Raw genomic sequence first — 20116 nt, forward strand, 5'->3', positions numbered from 1 at the left:
AATGATCCTCAATAAAAAAAACATTCATTCCAAATCAGTAATGCTATTTTGTGCCGGCATTGTTTCTTTAATGCCGTTGCACGCAATTGCTTATTTACAAGGTGAAGTGAGAACCAATGGTGGCCCTAATATTTTCTATGCAGTATTAGATCACACCACCTTTCCTAATAACAAAGCGGGAGAATTAGCAACAGTAAAGTTTTCGTTGCCTGATCGCTATGATGGGACAGTATATTGTCCTAACTCACGTATCTATGATCGTGCATTAACCTATTTTAAAGCAACGACTGATTTACCCCCTGTTGGTAATAACTTTTATCAATTAAATGAGTATGTTGATATCAAAATTAATTTTGAAATTTGGGGGCCTAATCCTTTACCCACAGTGCCCTTTTCTGACATACCTAATAATAGAAATAATCTACAAGGTTGCAGAGTCCCCTCTTCACCTAAACCGCATATTTCCTCGGGAAGTAGCGGACAACTCACCTTCCGTTTAAGAAAACCCATTATTAATGGTGTCAGTCTTAATGGGCAATCTCTTGCACAAATGTATGCCATGGTAAGTCACAGCGGTGCGCCAAAAACCTATGGTTCAGAGCCCATTTCTAAATTAGTGATCACCTCGGGGATCATTACCACTAAAGATAAATGTATCTTTAATAATGGTTCACCAATTACCTTTGACTTTGGTAATGTGGGAAATACCTCTGATTATCTCAATGGGCAAAACTACAAAATTACTCGCAACATTCCCATCAAGTGCGAAGGGGGAAGCTTTACCGATCCTAATAGCAAAATAATGTTTAAAGTTCAGACTGGTAGCTCAGGTATTGCGAGTTTTGATTCTAACTACCTTGGTACAACAGGCTCTGTAGATAGAAGTAACTTAGGTATCGTCTTAAGAGATAAGTCAGGTACGATTATCCCACCTAACCAATATTTCTCGGTTGGCAAACTCAATAATTTCAACGGAAATTGGGAAGTAAGTGCAGCCCCCATCGCCAAAGCGGGCAGTAAAATTACTGAAGGTGAGTTTTCAGCTCATGCGACACTCATTGCGGAGTTTATGTAATGAAAAACAGCATAATAAAGTCAGCTATAACTTGCTTGTTATTGCTCTCTCCTAGCACTTTTGCTGCCACTGATATTATTGGTGGAGAGATGGAATTTAAAGGCGTTGTTGTTGCACATGGCTGTACGATTGTTGCGGGAGATGAAAATAAAGTTATTGATTTCAAACAAATATCTGCAAAAGATCTCTATTCACTACAAAAAAGCAACCCCGTTGCTTTTAGTATCAGTTTAGAAAATTGTAGCCAAGATATTTATAAAAGTGTCACTATCACATTAGATGGTCAAGCGCATTCAACAATGCCCAATCATATAGCCGTTACTGGGAGTGGCTCAGAAGAGCCGAAAAGTATTGGCATCGCTTTTACTGACAAGGCACATAATATTATTGAATTAAAAAAACCAAGTGCTCCTCAACAGCTTAATAATAAACGAGTACAATTTGATTTTATGGCCTATGTTGAAGCAACATCATCAGCTATTCAAAATCAAACGATACTCACAGGACCATTTCAAGCACAAGCAACCTATACACTCAATTACCAATAACAATTAAGCCAAATAGATGCTATTTGGCTTTCTCTTGTATGATTAAGCCTTGAGTAATTAAACGTTGCTGTTGTTTCAGTTGTTTTTTCTCTGCCCTTCTCATCTTAAAAAACTGGCTCAAGAGTTGTGCGCACTCCTCACCTAAAACACCCGATGTTATTTCAACTTTATGGTTCATTCCGGGATGTTGCAAAATATCAATAAATGAGCCTGCGGCACCTGTTTTTAGATCAGATGCACCATAGACCACTCTTTTTACACGACTATGTACAATTGCTCCAGCACACATAACGCAAGGCTCTAACGTGATATATAATGTGGCGTCAAGTAGGCGATAATTCTGTAGATGTTTCCCACCTTTACGCAATGCCATAATTTCCGCATGTGCAGTAGGATCATTATCAATAATGGAGTGATTCCAACCTTTAGCAATGATTTTATTATCAGCGACTAACACGGCTCCTACAGGGATTTCACCGAGTTGTTGTGCTTTATGTGCCTGCTCAATCGCTTTATGCATCCAATAAATATCATCTTTAATTTTATTCACAAGAACATCTCTTCATTATTATACAGCGCGGTATTGTAGCCTGTTTTAGATTGATAACTAAAGATATTAGCGTGTGAAATGTTGTAAAAGATATTCCCCTCTGCAACATCAATATATTTAGAATCTTTCACGTATATGATAATCTCACACTCTTTTGTATATAATTGTGTATTTATTTTGTGTGGCAGTGCTCTATTATTTGTAGTAACACTGTCAATTTGCAGTAAAAATACAACCAATAAACTAAAAGTAACATATAAGTGCAAGATATAAGTTACTGTAATTTAATAATTTATATATTAAGTGACTGATATGGCTTTACTAATTACGAAGAAATGCATCAACTGCGATATGTGCGAACCCGAATGTCCTAACGATGCCATTTCAATGGGGAATGATATTTATGAAATCAATCCTGATCTTTGCACTGAATGTGTAGGACATTATGATAAACCGACTTGTCAGTCGGTATGCCCTATCACGAATACAATTATCATCGATCCTGCTCATACTGAATCGCAAGATGAATTATGGGAAAAGTTTGTACTGATCCACCACGCTGACAAAATCTAAGCAAACGCAATCGGGAATAAATTTAAGCGTTATTTTTCTAAAATAACGGTTGCACAGGCGTAACGTTGCTCATCAGCCAGTGTCACGTGAATAGCATTTATTCCCGCTTTTTGCGCCATCTCTTTTGCCACAGCTAAAAAGTGCAATGTTGGTTTACCTAATTCATCATTAGCGACTTCAAAATGGTTAAATGCCAATCCTAAGCGAATGCCTGTACCTAATGCTTTGGCTGCGGCTTCTTTTACCGCAAATCGTTTAGCTAAAAAACGAACGGGTTGTTTATGTGATTGATATATAATCCATTCATTATCAGTAAGAATACGTCGCGCGAGGCGTTCTCCTGAACGCCCTATTATCTCTTCAATACGTGATATCTCAACGATATCCATACCTATACCAACAATAGCCATTAGCGACGCGCTTCTCTCATTAGGCGTTTCATTTCTTCAACGGCTGGTGCAAGCCCACTAAATACCGCTCGACCAATAATCGCATGACCAATATTGAGTTCATAAAGTTCAGGTAATGCAGCAATACGTTGTACATTATGATAATGCAAACCATGACCTGCATTGACTTTTAAACCTTTAGACGCTGCATAGGTTACCGCATCACGAATGCGAACAAACTCCTTCTCTTGAGCCTGTTCATCTTCAGCGTCAGCATAAGCACCGGTATGAATTTCAATAAAAGGAGCGCCGACACGATCTGCTGCATTAATTTGCTCATGGTCAGGATCAATAAATAAAGAGACTTTAATCCCCGCTAATGATAAACGTTTAATCGCATCAGCCACTTTCTCTTCATTACCCACCACGTCTAAACCACCTTCTGTGGTCACTTCTTGGCGTTTTTCAGGCACTAAACAACAAAAATCAGGTTGAGTTTGGCAAGCAATCTCAATCATCTCTTCTGTTACCGCCATTTCTAAATTTAATCTTGTTTGAACCGTTTGGCTGATCAGCATTAAATCACGATCGGTAATATGACGTCTGTCTTCACGTAAATGAATAGTGATCCCATCAGCACCCGCTTGTTCCGCAATAAATGCCGCTTGAACCGGATCGGGATAAGTTGTACCACGGGCATTACGTAGGGTTGCAATATGGTCAATATTAACGCCAAGTAGAATATCAGACATGCTCTTCTCCTGAAAAATAACGTTGTATTACCTTAGTTTACACATTCCATAGAGAAGAAAAAGACAATATTATTTATCCTCTATCAATACGCTTTTTTTCGCACACTTTTTAATAGCAAATTGCCGAAACAGCTCTCTACTTTTTAATGGTTTTCCACCTAAATAAGGTTTCAAGGCCATTCGTGTAAACCTTTTTGCTGCTTTCAATGTACCAGCCGTAGGAAATTCTCGTTTTGCCAGCGATTTTAATTCCAATCCAGTAAAACTATAGTGATCAACCACCAAACTGGCAATAAAGCCTTTTTCTTCTCGGTATCGATAAGTCATGGTATCAGAAACAGGTTCACCACTTCCTGCACAATGCAAAAAGTCTAGGCCATAACCCAATTGCGTTAATAACGCTAATTCAAAGCGCCTTAGAGCAGCTTCTGGAGTAGTTTCACTGGCAGCAAGGATTTGCAAACAAGATAAGTATTCGAAAAAAAGCGTGCTATATGATGTGCCATTTTCCAAAACACGAGAAAGTAATTCATTGAGATACAGACCACTGTAAAGTACTGTGCCTGTTAATGGTAATGCTAAAGAGATAGGCTCAGCATCACGGAGGGTTTTTATCTCACCTCGCCCACTCCAACGAATGAGCAAGGGAGTAAAAGGTTGAAGAGCTCCTTTTAAAGGAGAGCGACGGCCGCGCGCACCTTTTGACAATATGCGCACTCGCCCTTCATTCTCAGTGAAAAAATCGAGCAATAAACTCGTTTCACTGTAAGGCCGAGCATGGATAACAAATGCACGTTGCCAGCCTTCCACTTCAGTAACCTACTATTTTAAATCGTCCACATAGCCAAGGCTACGTAAAGCACGTTCATCATCCGCCCAACCCGCTTTTACTTTCACCCAAAGTTCAAGATGAACTTTGTTTTCAAATAAATCTTCCATATCCATGCGGGCTTCCGTACCGATTTTTTTGATTTTAGCGCCTTTATTACCAATCACCATTTTCTTCTGGCCTTCACGTTCAACCAGAATCAAACCGTGAATATCATATCCACCGCGATCGTTAGTAACAAATTGTTCAATTTCAACCGTCACAGAATAAGGTAATTCTTCACCTAAAAAGCGCATCAATTTTTCACGAATAATTTCTGACGCCATAAAACGTTGAGAGCGATCAGTAATATAATCTTCTGGGAAATGATGAATGGCTTCAGGTAAACAGTTACGCACTATTTTAGCAATAGTATCGACATTCATGCCTTTTTCAGCACTAATCGGCACTACATCTAGAAAATCCATTTGTTGACTTAAAAAACCAATATGTGGCAGTAACTTGGTTTTATCTGTAACGTTATCAACTTTATTAATCGCTAATAGCACAGGACAACGTAGTGATTTTAATTTGTTTAATACCATTTCGTCATCAGGCGTCCAATTGGTTCCTTCGACAACGAAAATAACCAGTTCAACATCACCAATAGAGCTACTTGCTGCACGGTTCATTAAACGGTTAATGGCTCGCTTTTCTTCAATATGCAAGCCTGGGGTATCCACGTAAATAGCCTGATATGCACCATCAGTATCAATACCCATGATACGGTGACGGGTGGTTTGTGGCTTACGTGAAGTAATAGAAACTTTCTGCCCCAATAATTGGTTCAGTAATGTTGATTTCCCTACATTAGGGCGACCGACTATCGCAATAAATCCGCAATAGGTTTGTTCTTCGCTCATTCAAGCTCCAATTGTATTAATGCCTGTTCAGCAGCGGCTTGTTCGGCTTTACGACGGCTTGTACCCATCCCTTTAACAGGTTGGTCGATACCGCTTATCTGACAATGGATCGTAAACTCTTGGTCATGAGCTTCACCACGTACTTGTACAACAACATAAGAAGGTAGTGGTAAATGACGTCCTTGCAAATATTCTTGCAAGCGAGTTTTAGGATCTTTTTGCTTATCACCCGGACTGATTTCAGCCAAGCGATTCTCATACCATTTTAAGATGATATTTTCGATATTTTGAATATCACTATCAAGAAAAATAGCACCAATTAACGCTTCTACTGTGTCGGCCAAAATAGATTCGCGACGAAAACCACCGCTTTTTAATTCTCCCGGCCCTAACCGTAAACATTCACCGAGTTCAAATTCACGTGCTAGTTCAGCGAGGGTATTACCACGCACTAAGGTTGCACGCATCCGGCTCATATCCCCTTCATCGACACGAGGGAAACGATGGTAAAGCGCATTAGCAATGACATAACTTAGAATTGAATCACCTAAAAATTCTAAGCGTTCATTATGTTTACTACTTGCACTACGGTGAGTAAGTGCCTGTAAAAGTAATTCATTTTGTTTAAAAGTATAACCCAGTTTTTTTTGTAACTGGTTAACTAATAGAGTATTCATGTGCGATCAATTTCCATTACTTAATTTGAAGCACACGCAACAAACCTGTTTAAAAACAACGAGATATTATCGGGTTGAATAACAGAACTGTTGCGTTTGCACTGGCTCCTGTTTATACAGGAGCCAATCATGTTTAAAGAAGTGGCATATTCTACACTGAGATAGAAAGGAATGCTGTAGCTATTTTGTTAAAAATTACTTAATGCCACCAATACGGCTGAAACGAACACCTGTAGGCCATTCATTTTCTTGTTTCTCGAAGCTCATCCAAATCGTTGTGGCTTTACCGACTAAGTTTTGCTCAGGCACAAAGCCCCAGAAACGACTATCTGAACTACCATCACGGTTATCACCCATCATAAAATACTGACCTTCAGGGACAATCCACGTACCTTGAGGTAATCCCGGTTGAATAAATTCAGGTACAGTAACATCTCCCGGAATAGTCATAATACGATGAGAGACATCACCAATCGTTTCAATTCTCTCTTCTTGGCGAAATTGCGTAGCTGTAGAAATTGGCTCTTCAATCGGAATCGATTTCATACCGCTAATACGTTGACCACCAGGTACACTTTGTAACAGTAATGTCCATTCACTAGGATACGCTGTACCATAGGTTACCGCTATTTCATCATCACATATTGCTTTATTACAATTTGGGTAAATGTGTAATTTCTTCGACGTCATGTCATACACTATTTTATCCCCCGGTAAACCAATCACCCGTTTAATAAAGTCAGTTGATGGATCACGTGGGTATTTAAATACCGCAATATCACCACGTTTAGGTTTACCCGTACTAATCAAGGTTGTTTGTGTAATAGGATCTTTTAATCCATAAGCAAATTTTTCAACCAAGATGAAATCACCGACTAATAAAGTCGGCATCATCGAACGAGATGGGATCTGAAACGGCTCATACACAAAGGAACGCAAAATCAATACAATCGCCAATACAGGAAACAGAGAGCCTAATGTCTCTGCCCAGCTTGGTTTATTAATCGATTTTGCTAACTCTTGCTGATCCTCACTTCCCTGCGTTAACTCTTGTAAACGTTTTAACTTCGCTTTGCGGGCTGGCTTTAATTTAAAACGATCTATACACCAAAAAATACCCGTAATTAGCGTTGCCAACGTTAGGATCAAGGCAAACGTGCTAGCCATATTTTCTCCTTAAATTATTTATCTTTACCAACATGCAGTATGGCTAAAAACGCTTCTTGTGGTAACTCGACATTACCAATTTGCTTCATACGTTTTTTACCTTCTTTCTGTTTCTGCAACAGTTTTTTCTTACGGCTAACGTCACCACCATAACATTTAGCTAATACGTTTTTACGTAACTGTTTAACAGTTGAACGAGCAATAATATGATTGCCAATTGCAGCTTGGATCGCAATATCAAACTGTTGACGTGGAATGAATTCTTTCATTTTTTCCACCAACTCACGTCCACGATACGGTGCGTTATCATTATGGGTGATTAATGCAAGTGCATCGACTCTCTCACCATTAATTAAGACATCAACACGTACCATGTTGGAGCCTTGGAAACGCAGGAAGTTATAATCTAACGAAGCATAACCGCGAGAGGTTGATTTTAAACGGTCAAAGAAATCTAATACCACCTCAGCCATCGGAATTTCATAAGTTAATGAAACCTGATTACCATGATAGACCATATTAGTTTGAACGCCGCGTTTTTCGACACATAAAGTAATCACATTACCTAAGTATTCTTGCGGTAGTAACATATGACATTCCGCAATAGGCTCTCTGATCTCTTCAATATTGTTCAGTGCCGGCAGTTTTGATGGGCTATCAACCATGATGATATCACCATTGGTCATTTCCACTTCATAAACTACTGTTGGTGCTGTGGTGATCAGGTCAAGATCATATTCACGCTCTAAACGCTCTTGGATAATCTCCATATGGAGAAGGCCTAAGAAACCACAACGGAAACCAAATCCTAATGCGGATGAACTTTCCGGCTCATAAAAGAGTGACGCATCATTTAAGCTTAATTTTCCTAATGCATCACGGAATGATTCATAATCGTCAGAACTGACCGGGAATAACCCCGCATAAACCTGTGGTTTGACTTTTTTAAAGCCCGGTAATGGTTTGTCTGCAGGCTTCTGTGCGGCTGTTAATGTATCCCCAACAGGGGCACCAAGAATATCTTTAATACCGCAAACTACCCAGCCTACTTCACCACAACTTAGCGATGTTGTATCAACTTGCTTAGGCGTAAAAATACCAATACGGTCGATATTATAAACTTGCCCTGTACTCATCACTTTGATTTTATCGCCTTTGTTGACTTTACCGTTTTTGATCCGGATAAGTGAGACAACACCAAGGTAATTATCAAACCAAGAGTCAATAATAAGTGCTTGTAGAGGCGCGTCAGGATCGCCTTCTGGCGCAGGTATTTCTTTCACCAGACGTTCAATCACTTCTTTTACACCCACGCCGGTTTTAGCAGAACAACGCACTGCATCGGTCGCATCAATACCGACAATATCTTCAATCTCTTCAGCGACACGCTCAGGCTCTGCGGCAGGTAAGTCAATTTTATTCAATACCGGAACGACAGTAAGATCCATATCTATCGCCGTATAACAGTTTGCTAATGTTTGGGCTTCAACCCCTTGCCCTGCATCGACAACCAGTAAAGCACCTTCACAAGCGGCAAGAGAGCGAGAAACTTCATAAGAGAAGTCAACGTGTCCTGGCGTATCGATAAAGTTAAGCTGATAAACTTCACCGTCATCAGCGGTATAATTGAGTGTTACGCTTTGTGCTTTGATGGTGATACCACGCTCACGCTCAAGATCCATAGAATCAAGAACCTGCGCAGCCATTTCACGATCTGTTAAGCCACCACAAATTTGAATAATTCGATCTGATAGCGTCGATTTACCGTGGTCAATATGTGCGATAATGGAAAAGTTACGTATGTTTTTCATTCTGAAATTATTTTTCTCTATTGCTTTGCTCTATAAATCTGGCTTTAGCGTCGTTCATGGACACAAAGCGAAAACTCTATATTGCAGGAGTTATGATTGATGACGCATTCTACACACTAGAGACATTATACTCAAAGAAACGTTCATCAAACACAAACATTTATGATAAAGCTTACCTTTATTTATGCAGCGTAACTGCACTTTCACTAGATAGAAATTTGATTTTTATCTATCAATAAAAAAGATCAGAACCATAAAATAAGTTTAATAACAAAAAATGGAGCCTATGCCCCATTTTTTATCATATTCATTCTTTATTATTATTCTTGATATTGTACTTGCAATTCATTAGGTGGAAGTCCTATTTGTAAAATAATAGGTTCAAATCCTTCATCTTTACTCCACCAGCGGGCAATATTTTTAGCTAATAAGAAGCCTAACACTCCCCCCACTAAACCACTACAAAAAATAGCCAACTCACTAGAAAGCCACAGACTGGCTATCCCTGCAACGATAAATAATCCCAGCAAAGGAGTAAGATAAACCAACATAGCGGAACGAAGTAAACTATTTTCTGGTATACCAACTTCCACTTTTTGCCCCACCACTAAAGGTTGTTCAACAGGAAGTTCTAACTGATGAACAGTTTCAGGGCCTATTTTATTTAATAAATAAGAACCACAAGCTGCTCGAGCTTGGCAACTCCCGCAACCGGACGATGAGCCATAACGTAGTAAAGCCCTCCCTTGTTGCCAATGTACGACTGTTGCCCACTCTTTAACCATAACTTATACCTTTTACTTTTTGGTAAACACCACACTGTTGACGATTTTCTGTGCTGTTATAAATGGCAATTGTCCAATAAAGGTAATTTCATTGCCATCTTTATCATAGGTATAAATTGTATTACGACCATATCTCAATGCTTTATCACGTTCGGGGGAATTTAATTGCTGACCACTTTTGTTAACATAAATGGAGAAATCGAATAAGCCGTCACTATATAAAATAGATTGACTAAATTCATTTTCAGCAATTTGATGATTGCTACGTTTTACCTCTTTAAATCCTTCTGGTAACGTTGTCACACGCCAATTGTAATTCAGTGCTTGAGTGGCTTTGGGGATCAACAATAGCGGGGGCATATTCACTTTATTGAGTGAATCTAACTCACTGATGATTTCTTTATTTTGATTAGCGGTGATCACCCGAAATTGTTCAATAACGTCATTATTTTTATCAAGCAGATCAACCCTTAATGGCAAATATCTCTCTTCATCAATAAATAAGACATATTCATAACGGTCATTATTTTTTGATAGCACACGAACAACACGACTTGGAATGTCGCCGATATGCGTTCTTCCCGCATCAATAAAATTGTAATACTCAGCGAGTTCAGCAAAATTTTGATAAATGATAGCAGGGAGATAATCAACGATATGTTCATTACGCAAACTAAACGCATCTAAACCTGGTTCAAAATAACTGATTTCATTCCCTCGTTGCACGATTTCTCGACGAGTGCTATCCATCTGCATTAATTGTGCCACAGGTTTACCATCGACAAGTGCATGACGATAACGAATAGGAACAATACCTTGAGAATTGATATTAATAAAAGATAATTCGTAAGTAGCGGTTTGCGTTGTATTACCCATCTTTTGCAACAAAGCCTCGGCATTTCCTATTTGAGGTTGTGCCAAGGCTTGTGTTGGTATTGATAGGTAACCCGCTAAAAGTAAAGCGGATAACCATGATTTTTTCATTACGACTCTATTGTTCCTACACGTAATTATAAATTGATACCACAATGATTACTGAGCCTGTTGCTGAGTTGTGTTTTGCGATGCTACAGGCACTTCATCTTGTGGTGCATTGTAGATACGGCGATCTAACTCATACTGTTGCAACATAATTCCAAGGCGTTGATTACGCTCTTGTAGACGTGTTTGTTGATTTTGGCCTAAATTATCACTTTGTAAATTTAAGCTGACTGGTGCTCCATTCCCCATAATAGGTTGAGTATTAAACACCGGCGTATCAACTTGGAAATCCTCAGCGCTATTGTTGCCATTATATTGCTGAACACCCACAATGACAGCTAATGACACACAGGCAGCAACACCAATTTGTGTTAACTGGCTAGCCCAAGGACGTAATTTTTGTAAGAAAGAGTGCTGACGCCATTGAGAAGGCGCAGGTTGCTGCTCTTGCTGTTGTTCAGGACTTATGCGGACTGGCTCATTTTCTAAAGCGAGTGCTACGCGACTTGCGATATCAAAGTGGATAACCTCTCCTACATCACCACGCATTGCATCACGAACTAAGTGGTAACGTTGCCATGTTTCTTTCATAGATTCATCACGGGCAATCGATCCCATTAATTCTTTATCAAGAACTTCGCCATCCATAAATGCAGAAAGTTTCTCTTTTTGCATGTAAAAGTACCCTTCAGTAAATGAGGGTTCAGCCATCTTATAACTCTTGTATTAATGGTTGAACCTTATTATCAATAGCTTCTCGCGCCCTAAAAATACGTGAACGAACTGTACCTACAGGGCAATCCATAATAACGGCTATCTCTTCATAGCTTAAGCCGTCAAGTTCCCGAAGTGTAATAGCAACCCTTAAATCTTCGGGTAACGACTCTATGGTTTGAAAAACTACTCTCCGTAACTCTTCAGACAACATTAAATTCTCAGGGTTCGAAATTTCTTTTAATGCATTTGATGTTTCAAAATTTTCAACATCACTCGCATCTAAGTCATTTGAAGGCGGACGCCGCCCTTGTGCTACCAGATAATTTTTAGCTGTATTCACAGCGATGCGATAAAGCCATGTATAAAATGCGCTATCACCACGGAATGATCCAATAGCTCGATAGGCTTTTATAAAGGCTTCTTGTGCAACATCTGGCACATCACCCTGAGGTACATAACGGGAAATCAGACTTGCTACCTTGTGCTGATAGCGGATAACTAGCAAGTTAAACGCTTTCTGGTCACCCAGTTGTACCTTCTCGACCAACATTTGGTCCGTTAACTGCTCGCTCATTAGAGATGGACTCTCCCGAAGTCAAGCCTCAAACTATTTTTCAATGACTCCGTCATATTACTCTCGTTATTCCTTCTCGTTTTTATGAGCTACTTACGTTAGAGCATTAAAATAGAATGAAGTTCAATTCAATTATAATAATAAGAGATGAATCACAAAAAACTGTCGTTGTAATCACCAACCAATCTGCAATTTGCCAAGAAAAAAGCGATAACACAATGTGATAATTTAAATATATACCTTTATTTACAACAATATATACAATCTTAAACAATGTAATATTAACGGCAACATTAGTCTTTAATAATATAAATAAAAATCAGTGACCCAAGATTGGAACTGGGTTGTGTAATGACCGTCATTATTGCGGATAATCAGCTCTTCAATATTACATGGTTTAGTTTCGCCTTGATACTGTCTTTGAAAGGCTAGCAATATGCGATGGTAAGGCTTATCTGCACTATCTTTAATATTAACTCGCTGTACGACATTCCACCCTTTTCTTTGTGAGATTTCAATAAACTGTTCACCGATTAAATAGGGTAACACCACACAAAATAGGCCTTCATCTGTAATAAGCTGTTGTGCATTATCAAGCAAACCTTCATGGGTCAATGTTTTCGTATAACGGGCTTGCTCGCGCTCTTGGTTACGGCATGCAACCGCTGGCTCAAAATAGGGTGGATTACTCACAATAAGATCATAGCGAGTTGGCGCTTGTTGCGCATATTGATAAATATCATGATGATAAATATGGATTAACGAACTCCACTGTGATTGTTGCGCATTTTCACGCGCCTGTAATGCGGCATCTTCATCAAGTTCAATACCATCAATACGCTCAACCTGCGGGGCACGTTGCGCTAACATCAAGGCAATTAATCCACTTCCTGTACCAATATCGAGCACCGTTTTTGCTTTAGTGATAGGCGCCCAAGCACCTAATAAAACGCCATCAGTACCCACTTTCATTTCACACTTATCATGAGCGACAAAAAATTGTTTAAATGTAAACCCGCCTTTGCGTAAACCTGCTTTCTTTACTTTCTTTTGCTTCATTGAATCGCTCTAATGATTTGTATAACTCTTTCTATTCTTAGAATGAATGCAATCCATATAATAGAAAAAGCGATATATGGTAAGATAACTTTTTTGCTACCTCTATCTTAACATTAAACGCTTTATATTCGATGCTTGCTTATTGACTTTAAGCCTAAAAAACAACACATAGCTGAAACAATCGATGATATATAATGTGATAGCGGTAAATCCTCTGGCTTTTAACAGAGGATAATGTCAAAATCCGCGCCCTAAATAGAGGTATACAATGACAGCCACGACATTTTCCAGTCTTGAACTTGATGAAAGTTTATTGACCGCATTAGAAGAAAAAGGATATCAACGTCCTACTGCTATCCAAGCAGAAGCTATCCCTGCCGCAATGGAAGGACGTGATATATTAGGCTCTGCACCAACGGGTACAGGGAAAACAGCGGCATTCTTACTTCCTGCTATTCAACATTTACTTGATTATCCACGAAAAAAATCAGGGCCGCCTCGTGTTCTGATCTTAACTCCAACCCGTGAACTTGCTATGCAAGTCGCTGATCAAGCAAAAGAATTATGTGCTCATACCCATCTAGACATCGCCACTATCACCGGCGGTGTTGCTTATATGAATCACGCAGAAGTTTTTAGTGAGAACCAAGATATTGTTGTTGCCACAACAGGTCGCTTATTGCAGTACATCAAAGAAGAGAACTTTGACTGTCGTGCTGTTGAAATGCTGATCCTCGATGAAGCTGATCGTATGTTAGATATGGGTTTTGCTAACGATATTGAAACTATTGCTGGGGAAACTCGTTGGCGTAAACAAACATTACTCTTTTCAGCCACATTAGAAGGCAATGCTGTGATTGATTTTGCACAGCGAATTCTTAATGAACCGGTTGAACTGAACGCTGACCCTTCTCGTCGTGAGCGTAAAAAAATTCAACAATTTTACTATCATGCAGATAATCTTGACCATAAAACTGCCTTACTTGCACATTTACTCAAACAAGAAGAAGTTAAAAAATCGATTGTTTTTGTACGTAAAAGAGAGCGAGTCAGAGAGTTAGCCGCAGCATTAGAAAAACAAGGTATCAAAGCCAGCTACCTTGAAGGCGAAATGGCTCAAACACAACGTAACGAAGCGATTAAACGTGTAGAGTCTGGCAAAATGCATGTGCTGATTGCGACAGATGTGGCGTCTCGAGGTCTTGATTTAGAAGATATCACCCACGTCTTTAACTTTGACTTACCGCGCACAGCTGATGTTTATTTGCACCGTATTGGCCGTACAGGTCGAGCGGGTCGTAAAGGGACTGCCATTTCATTAGTTGAAGCACACGATTATCCGCTACTTGGTAAAATTAGCCGTTATATCCAAGAGCCGATTAAATATCGTGTTGTAGCCCAATTACGTCCAGTGACTAAAGCCCCTAGTCAAAAAGCATCATTTAAGCCTTCTAAAAAAGTATTAGCAAAACGCAAAGCGAAAAAAGTAGAAGAGAAAAAAAACGTAAAAGAGAAAGTACGCGCACGCGATCGTAAAAATATTGGTAAACGCCGTAAAACCGCTACTGATAAAACCACCATCACTGCGGAAAAAACTAATCATATAAAAACAGAGCAACAATAATCTGTCTTCTTTACGTTACTTTGAACCATAATAAAAAACCGTCGTTATTTAATAACGGCGGTTTTTTATATTATCTTCTTTATTTATAAACAAAAAAACCTGATATAAACATACCAGGTTCTATCATTACTTAATGATTTTTAGTGAAAATTACAGGCTTTCAGTGAAAGTACGAGTAATTACATCACGTTGTTGTTCTGGTGTCAGTGAGTTAAAACGCACTGCATAGCCGGATACACGAATAGTCAATTGAGGATATTTCTCAGGATTGTTAACGGCATCTTCTAATGTTTCACGGCTTAATACGTTAACGTTTAGGTGTTGACCACCTTCTACACGTACTACCGGTTTAGATTCTACCGGTACTTCACGGTATTCGATGTTGCCTAATGCATCACGGCTAACAACTTGGCCTTCTTCAAAGCCTTTTTTTGCACAAATACAACGTGCTTCGCCGTTTTCATCATCTAACAACCAAAAAGAATGTAATAAATCGTCGTTATCAGCTTTAGTAATTTGGATACCAGTAATCATTTCGACCTCCAATGTGGGCACAAAATCAAATTCTAATGGCATATCAGAATTTGGGTATTTGGTCTAACCAATGTTTCTGTTTACTTATATACCAGTATAAATGGCGTCATTCTTTGATAAATATCAATAAAATTGATAAGGACATAACGGGTAATGGTGCAAAGTCTTGTTTTAAATCAATAATTACAACCCATATAATTGCAATTTTTTTTGTAAATTTTCAAAAAATTTTTTAAATAACAATTAATTCGATTTTTTCGAGACGGAACATTTTCTTTCCATGGGTGAAATCGGTAAGCTTAGCCCCATAAGATATCAACAAGGATTTTATGTTATGACTACACCATTAACTTGGCATGATGTAATAGGTGCTGAAAAAGAAAAACCCTATTTTCAGCAAATTTTGTCTCAAGTCGCACAACAAAGACAAGCAGGCAAAATAATTTATCCTCCACAAGAAGATGTATTTAACGCTTTTCGCTTCACTCCCTTTGAAAATGTTAATGTTGTGATTTTAGGTCAAGATCCTTACCACGGCCCCAATCAAGCCCATGGGCTTTCCTTTTCTGTACGTCCCGGTGTTCCGGCTCCCCCTTCATTAGTTAATATGTATAAAGAGCTTGAACAAGAATACCCTGACTTCAAACGACCTAATCATGGTTATCTTGAGAGTTGGGCTCAACAAGGGGTATTACTACTTAATACTGTTCTTACGGTAGAGAAAGGCCAAGCTCACTCTCATGCTAACTATGGTTGGGAAGTTTTTACTGACGCGGTTATCGAACAAATTAATCAACGTCGTGAAGGCGTTATTTTCCTACTTTGGGGCGCTCATGCTCAGAAAAAAGGTCGTTTTATTGATACTAATAAACACTTTATCTTAAAAGCCCCTCACCCTTCACCACTCTCTGCACATCGTGGTTTTTTAGGCTGTGGTCATTTTAAACAAACCAATAATCTATTAGCGCAACAAGGACGCACGCTCATTAATTGGCAGCTTGATCCTATTAAATAAGCTAGTGATAAAAACACAAAACCGCACAAAAGTGCGGTTTACTTATCTCACGCCCTGACTTATTGGCGCATTGATATAAGAATTATGGCTCTTATTTCGATACCACTACCATTGCTGGACGTAATAGACGACCATTTAAGGTATAGCCTTTTTGCATCACATCAACGACATGGTTTGCTTCATGCTCAGGGCTATCAATTAATGTCATCGCTTGGTGTACTTCAGGATTGAAGGCGACATTTTTTTCTTCAACGACTTCAATACCAAACTTACGCACCGCATCTAAGAATGATTTCAGGGTTAACTCTAAACCTTCAATCATCGGTTTCATTTGTTCATTTTCATGATCAGCGGCAGATAAAGCACGCTCTAAATTATCCAATACAGGTAGTAGCTCATTAGAAAATTTCTCAAGCGCAAATTTATGTGCTTTTTCAACATCCTGTTGAGTACGACGGCGAATATTCTCAATTTCGGCTTGAGCACGGATCATCGCTTCACGTTCCGTTTTTTGTGATTGCTGCAACTGTTTTTCCAGCTCATCAACGCGTGCAAGCGCTTGAACTAACTCAGCTTGTGCATCAAACTCCGCCTGAGCGTCTTCGCTTTTCACTTGCTCTTGAGATTCATTCATTACCGATTCCATTCCTTCTTTTTCTTTTGAGACTTGCTCTTCATGTACGTTTTGTTCTTTACTACTCATGAATATCTCCGCGTAGTTTTAGTATTCATCTTCATATTTAGTTTATTATGGGGATCAATAAACGGGTTTCAAGGAATAGGCGCTAAACGAGGGTAAAAAAAAATGCCAGATAATACCGTAACGGAAGAAAAACAATTTAAATGCATTGGCATCGTCGGTCATCCCCGCCATCCTGAAGCACTTTCGACACATGAAATGCTCTATTATTGGCTCCTTGATAAAGGATATGACGTCATTATCGATACCCAAGTTGCTGAAGAATTAAAACTCACCGATGCACAAACGGGCGATTTAACACAAGTCGGCAAACTCGCTGATCTGGTTATTGTTGTCGGGGGTGATGGCAATATGCTAGGCGCCGCCCGTGTTTTATCGCGCTATAATATCAAAGTGATTGGTGTAAACCGCGGTAACTTAGGTTTTCTGACCGATCTTGATCCTGATAACGCATTACAACAATTAACTAATGTATTAGCAGGCCATTATCGTGAAGAAAAACGCTTCTTACTTGAAGCTCGCGTCTGTGCTGAAGGACAAAGAACACGGATTGGCACCGCCATTAATGAAGTCGTACTTCACCCCGGCAAAGTGGCGCATATGATTGAGTTTGAAGTCTATATTGATGATCGTTTTGCATTTTCACAACGTTCTGATGGTCTAATTATTACCACACCAACCGGATCGACGGCGTATTCACTCTCTGCAGGAGGCCCTATTCTTACACCTAATCTTGATGCGATTGCGCTGGTTCCGATGTTTCCCCATACGCTCTCTTCACGCCCTTTAGTCATTAGTAGCGACAGTCAAATTCGCTTAAAATTCTCACAAACCAATATTGATTATGAAGTCAGTTGTGATAGTCAGCTTGTGTTACCTATCAAAGAAGGGGATGAGGTAATTATTAAGCGGAGTCGACAAAAACTTAACTTAGTCCACCCAACTGACTACAACTATTTTAATACACTCAGCTCAAAATTAGGTTGGTCAAAAAAAATGTTCTGATTTTTGTGCCTCGCTACTTTACTGTATAAAAAACCAGTTTATACTGTATGTAATTACAGATATGTTTTTATACAGGAGAGGCACTATGCTGACTCAATTAACTATTAGTCATTTTGCCATAGTCCGTGAACTTGAAATCGACTTTTCTGGTGGCATGACCACAATTACCGGTGAAACGGGCGCAGGTAAATCTATTGCAATTGACGCATTAGGCTTGTGTTTAGGAAACCGTGGTGATGCTAATATGGTTCGCCCTGGTGCCACTAGAGCGGATTTATGCGCACGATTTTCACTCTCTGATACTCCTTCCGCCCAGCGTTGGTTAGAAGAACATCATCTTGACGATCATAACGAATGCCTATTAAGAAGAACCATTGCAGCAGATGGCCGCTCTCGTGGTTTTATTAATGGTACTTCTGTCCCTTTGTCTCAACTAAGAGAGCTTGGCTCATTGCTGATCCAAATTCATGGGCAACATGCTCATCAACAACTATTAGAGCCTCGCTACCAAAAACATTTACTTGATATCTATGCTAATGAACCTGCTTTATTAAAAAAGATGAAAGCGGCTTATCAAACCTGGCATCAAAGTTGCCAAACCTTAGCGACTTTTCAACAACAATCTTTAGAAAGAGAAGCAAGGCAACAACTGATTGATTATCACTTAAAAGAGCTTAACGAGTTCCAACCTGTTGCGGGGGAATACCCTGAATTAGATCAAGAATATAAAAGGTTATCTAATTGTGGTCAATTTCTGACCTTGAGCCAAAATAGTTTACAGATCTTAAGTGATAACGAAGAACAAAATATTTTAAGTATGCTGAATGTGGCCAAACATGAGATCAGCGAACTTTCCACAATGGAGAGCCAATTTAATTCACTGTTAGATATGCTGGAAGAAGCAAGTATTCAAATTAGCGAAGTGAGTGATGAACTACGCCACTACAGTGATCGTTTAGAAATGGATCCTAACCGTTTATTCGAATTAGAAAAACGTATTTCCAAATATATTAGTCTATCTCGTAAACATCGTGTCACCCCTGAAGAGCTATATGAATTGCATCAACAATTAATTGAAGAAAAAGAGGCACTATTACGCCAAAATGATGACTGTGATGCATTAATGGAACAAGTTAAAATTGATCATGCAGCTGCATTGGACGTGGCAAAACAACTTCATCAAATTCGTCAACAGTATGCACACGAATTAAGCCAGTTGATTACCAATAGCATGCATCAATTATCAATGCCTCATGGCTATTTAACTGTAGATACATTGTTTGATGAAAATGTCTTACAAATTGATGGTGCGACAAAAGTTGAGTTCAATGTCACCACCAACCCGGGGCAACCTCATCAAGCTCTCTCTAAAGTTGCATCTGGCGGTGAGCTATCACGTATCGCTCTTGCTATCCAAGTGATCACCGCAAAAAAAATGGATACACCCGCGCTGATTTTTGATGAAGTGGATGTTGGTATTAGTGGACCAACAGCAGCTATTGTCGGTAAATTATTGCGTGAATTAGGCGAATCGACACAAGTTATGTGTGTTACTCACCTACCGCAAGTAGCAGGTTGTGGTCATCAACACTATTTTGTTAATAAAGAGACTAATGGTGAAGAGACAGAAACCACCATGAAGCTGTTAACTAAAAAAGAGCGTTTACAGGAGTTAGCCCGCTTATTAGCAGGAAGTGAAGTGACTAAAAACACCCTTGCTAACGCAAAAGATCTGCTGGCAGCCTAACGATTAACAAACTTTTATCGATATTTAGGGTCTTAGGCAGAGCGTGAAAGGTTTTCAATTGCTGCATTGTCGATTATCATCGTCACTATGACCCTAAAAGGA

Annotated in this window: 22 protein-coding genes; 7 read left to right on the forward strand and 15 right to left on the reverse strand. The window is 39.2% G+C overall.

Going from position 1 to position 20116, the window contains the following annotated elements:
• Position 1 precedes the first annotated feature (1 nt).
• Positions 2-1075 carry a fimbrial protein gene (locus tag HMPREF3129_RS07595; protein WP_070486916.1) on the forward strand — a complete coding sequence of 358 codons (1074 nt, stop codon included), beginning with the start codon at positions 2-4 and terminating at the stop codon, positions 1073-1075.
• Complete coding sequence (locus HMPREF3129_RS07600; RefSeq protein WP_036918722.1) at positions 1075-1623, forward strand: fimbrial protein; 549 nt, start codon at positions 1075-1077, stop codon at positions 1621-1623. Before HMPREF3129_RS07595 ends, HMPREF3129_RS07600 begins: the two co-directional genes overlap by 1 nt.
• A gap of 19 nt (positions 1624-1642) precedes the next feature.
• On the opposite strand, the gene tadA is transcribed toward HMPREF3129_RS07600, so the two are convergent.
• On the reverse strand, positions 1643-2173 hold the full coding sequence (tadA, locus tag HMPREF3129_RS07605; RefSeq protein ID WP_004248453.1) for a tRNA adenosine(34) deaminase TadA: 531 nt from the start codon (positions 2171-2173) through the stop codon (positions 1643-1645).
• 312 nt (positions 2174-2485) lie between these two features.
• On the opposite strand from tadA, the gene HMPREF3129_RS07610 reads away from it, so the two are divergent.
• Positions 2486-2746, forward strand: coding sequence for a YfhL family 4Fe-4S dicluster ferredoxin (locus tag HMPREF3129_RS07610; RefSeq protein WP_004243886.1), 261 nt, complete (start codon positions 2486-2488; stop codon positions 2744-2746).
• Positions 2747-2775: 29 nt separating this feature from the next.
• On the opposite strand, the gene acpS is transcribed toward HMPREF3129_RS07610, so the two are convergent.
• The 12 genes from acpS to trmN form a co-directional block, all read right to left on the reverse strand.
• Positions 2776-3156 (reverse strand): holo-ACP synthase, encoded by a 381-nt coding sequence (gene acpS / locus HMPREF3129_RS07615; RefSeq protein ID WP_004243887.1) that lies wholly within the window; start codon positions 3154-3156, stop codon positions 2776-2778.
• Positions 3156-3887, reverse strand: coding sequence for a pyridoxine 5'-phosphate synthase (gene pdxJ / locus HMPREF3129_RS07620; protein ID WP_004243888.1), 732 nt, complete (start codon positions 3885-3887; stop codon positions 3156-3158). The genes acpS and pdxJ overlap by 1 nt, the downstream gene beginning before the upstream one ends.
• A 69-nt stretch (positions 3888-3956) precedes the next feature.
• A complete protein-coding gene (recO, locus tag HMPREF3129_RS07625; RefSeq protein WP_004248456.1) occupies positions 3957-4697 on the reverse strand; it encodes a DNA repair protein RecO in 741 nt (246 codons plus the stop codon).
• A gap of 12 nt (positions 4698-4709) precedes the next feature.
• A complete protein-coding gene (gene era, locus HMPREF3129_RS07630; RefSeq protein WP_004243892.1) occupies positions 4710-5618 on the reverse strand; it encodes a GTPase Era in 909 nt (302 codons plus the stop codon).
• On the reverse strand, positions 5615-6295 hold the full coding sequence (gene rnc, locus HMPREF3129_RS07635; RefSeq protein ID WP_004248457.1) for a ribonuclease III: 681 nt from the start codon (positions 6293-6295) through the stop codon (positions 5615-5617). The genes era and rnc overlap by 4 nt, the downstream gene beginning before the upstream one ends.
• A gap of 195 nt (positions 6296-6490) precedes the next feature.
• Complete coding sequence (gene lepB, locus HMPREF3129_RS07640; RefSeq protein WP_004248458.1) at positions 6491-7462, reverse strand: signal peptidase I; 972 nt, start codon at positions 7460-7462, stop codon at positions 6491-6493.
• A gap of 14 nt (positions 7463-7476) precedes the next feature.
• Complete coding sequence (gene lepA / locus HMPREF3129_RS07645; RefSeq protein WP_004243894.1) at positions 7477-9273, reverse strand: translation elongation factor 4; 1797 nt, start codon at positions 9271-9273, stop codon at positions 7477-7479.
• Between the two features lie 320 nt (positions 9274-9593).
• Positions 9594-10058, reverse strand: coding sequence for a SoxR-reducing system protein RseC (gene rseC / locus HMPREF3129_RS07650; RefSeq protein WP_004243895.1), 465 nt, complete (start codon positions 10056-10058; stop codon positions 9594-9596).
• Between the two features lie 12 nt (positions 10059-10070).
• Positions 10071-11042: a sigma-E factor regulatory protein RseB gene (rseB, locus tag HMPREF3129_RS07655; protein WP_004243896.1), complete on the reverse strand. Its 972-nt coding sequence runs from the start codon at positions 11040-11042 to the stop codon at positions 10071-10073.
• A 48-nt stretch (positions 11043-11090) separates the two neighbouring features.
• Positions 11091-11714 carry an anti-sigma-E factor RseA gene (gene rseA, locus HMPREF3129_RS07660; RefSeq protein ID WP_036920112.1) on the reverse strand — a complete coding sequence of 208 codons (624 nt, stop codon included), beginning with the start codon at positions 11712-11714 and terminating at the stop codon, positions 11091-11093.
• Between the two features lie 37 nt (positions 11715-11751).
• Entirely contained in the window at positions 11752-12330 is a 579-nt protein-coding gene (gene rpoE / locus HMPREF3129_RS07665) for an RNA polymerase sigma factor RpoE (protein WP_004243899.1), read from the reverse strand.
• A gap of 300 nt (positions 12331-12630) precedes the next feature.
• The gene (gene trmN, locus HMPREF3129_RS07670) at positions 12631-13389 is read right to left on the reverse strand and encodes a tRNA(1)(Val) (adenine(37)-N(6))-methyltransferase TrmN (protein ID WP_004243900.1); all 759 of its coding nucleotides are present in this window, start codon (positions 13387-13389) and stop codon (positions 12631-12633) included.
• Positions 13390-13657: 268 nt separating this feature from the next.
• Here trmN and srmB point away from each other — a divergent pair, with 268 nt between their 5' ends.
• Entirely contained in the window at positions 13658-15013 is a 1356-nt protein-coding gene (gene srmB, locus HMPREF3129_RS07675; protein WP_004243902.1) for an ATP-dependent RNA helicase SrmB, read from the forward strand.
• Positions 15014-15163: 150 nt separating this feature from the next.
• On the opposite strand, the gene grcA is transcribed toward srmB, so the two are convergent.
• Positions 15164-15547, reverse strand: coding sequence for an autonomous glycyl radical cofactor GrcA (grcA, locus tag HMPREF3129_RS07680; RefSeq protein WP_004248459.1), 384 nt, complete (start codon positions 15545-15547; stop codon positions 15164-15166).
• A 334-nt stretch (positions 15548-15881) separates the two neighbouring features.
• On the opposite strand from grcA, the gene ung reads away from it, so the two are divergent.
• Complete coding sequence (gene ung, locus HMPREF3129_RS07690) at positions 15882-16562, forward strand: uracil-DNA glycosylase (protein WP_026090412.1); 681 nt, start codon at positions 15882-15884, stop codon at positions 16560-16562.
• Between the two features lie 91 nt (positions 16563-16653).
• Here the strand turns inward: ung and grpE are convergent, their stop codons facing one another.
• The gene (gene grpE, locus HMPREF3129_RS07695; protein WP_004243909.1) at positions 16654-17265 is read right to left on the reverse strand and encodes a nucleotide exchange factor GrpE; all 612 of its coding nucleotides are present in this window, start codon (positions 17263-17265) and stop codon (positions 16654-16656) included.
• A 102-nt stretch (positions 17266-17367) separates the two neighbouring features.
• Between grpE and nadK the strand changes: the two genes are divergently transcribed.
• A complete protein-coding gene (nadK, locus tag HMPREF3129_RS07700; protein WP_004243910.1) occupies positions 17368-18267 on the forward strand; it encodes an NAD(+) kinase in 900 nt (299 codons plus the stop codon).
• A gap of 85 nt (positions 18268-18352) precedes the next feature.
• A complete protein-coding gene (recN, locus tag HMPREF3129_RS07705) occupies positions 18353-20014 on the forward strand; it encodes a DNA repair protein RecN (protein ID WP_004248462.1) in 1662 nt (553 codons plus the stop codon).
• Positions 20015-20116 lie beyond the last annotated feature (102 nt).

The sequence above is a fragment of the Proteus sp. HMSC14B05 genome (assembly GCF_001808035.1).
GTDB lineage: Bacteria > Pseudomonadota > Gammaproteobacteria > Enterobacterales > Enterobacteriaceae > Proteus > Proteus mirabilis.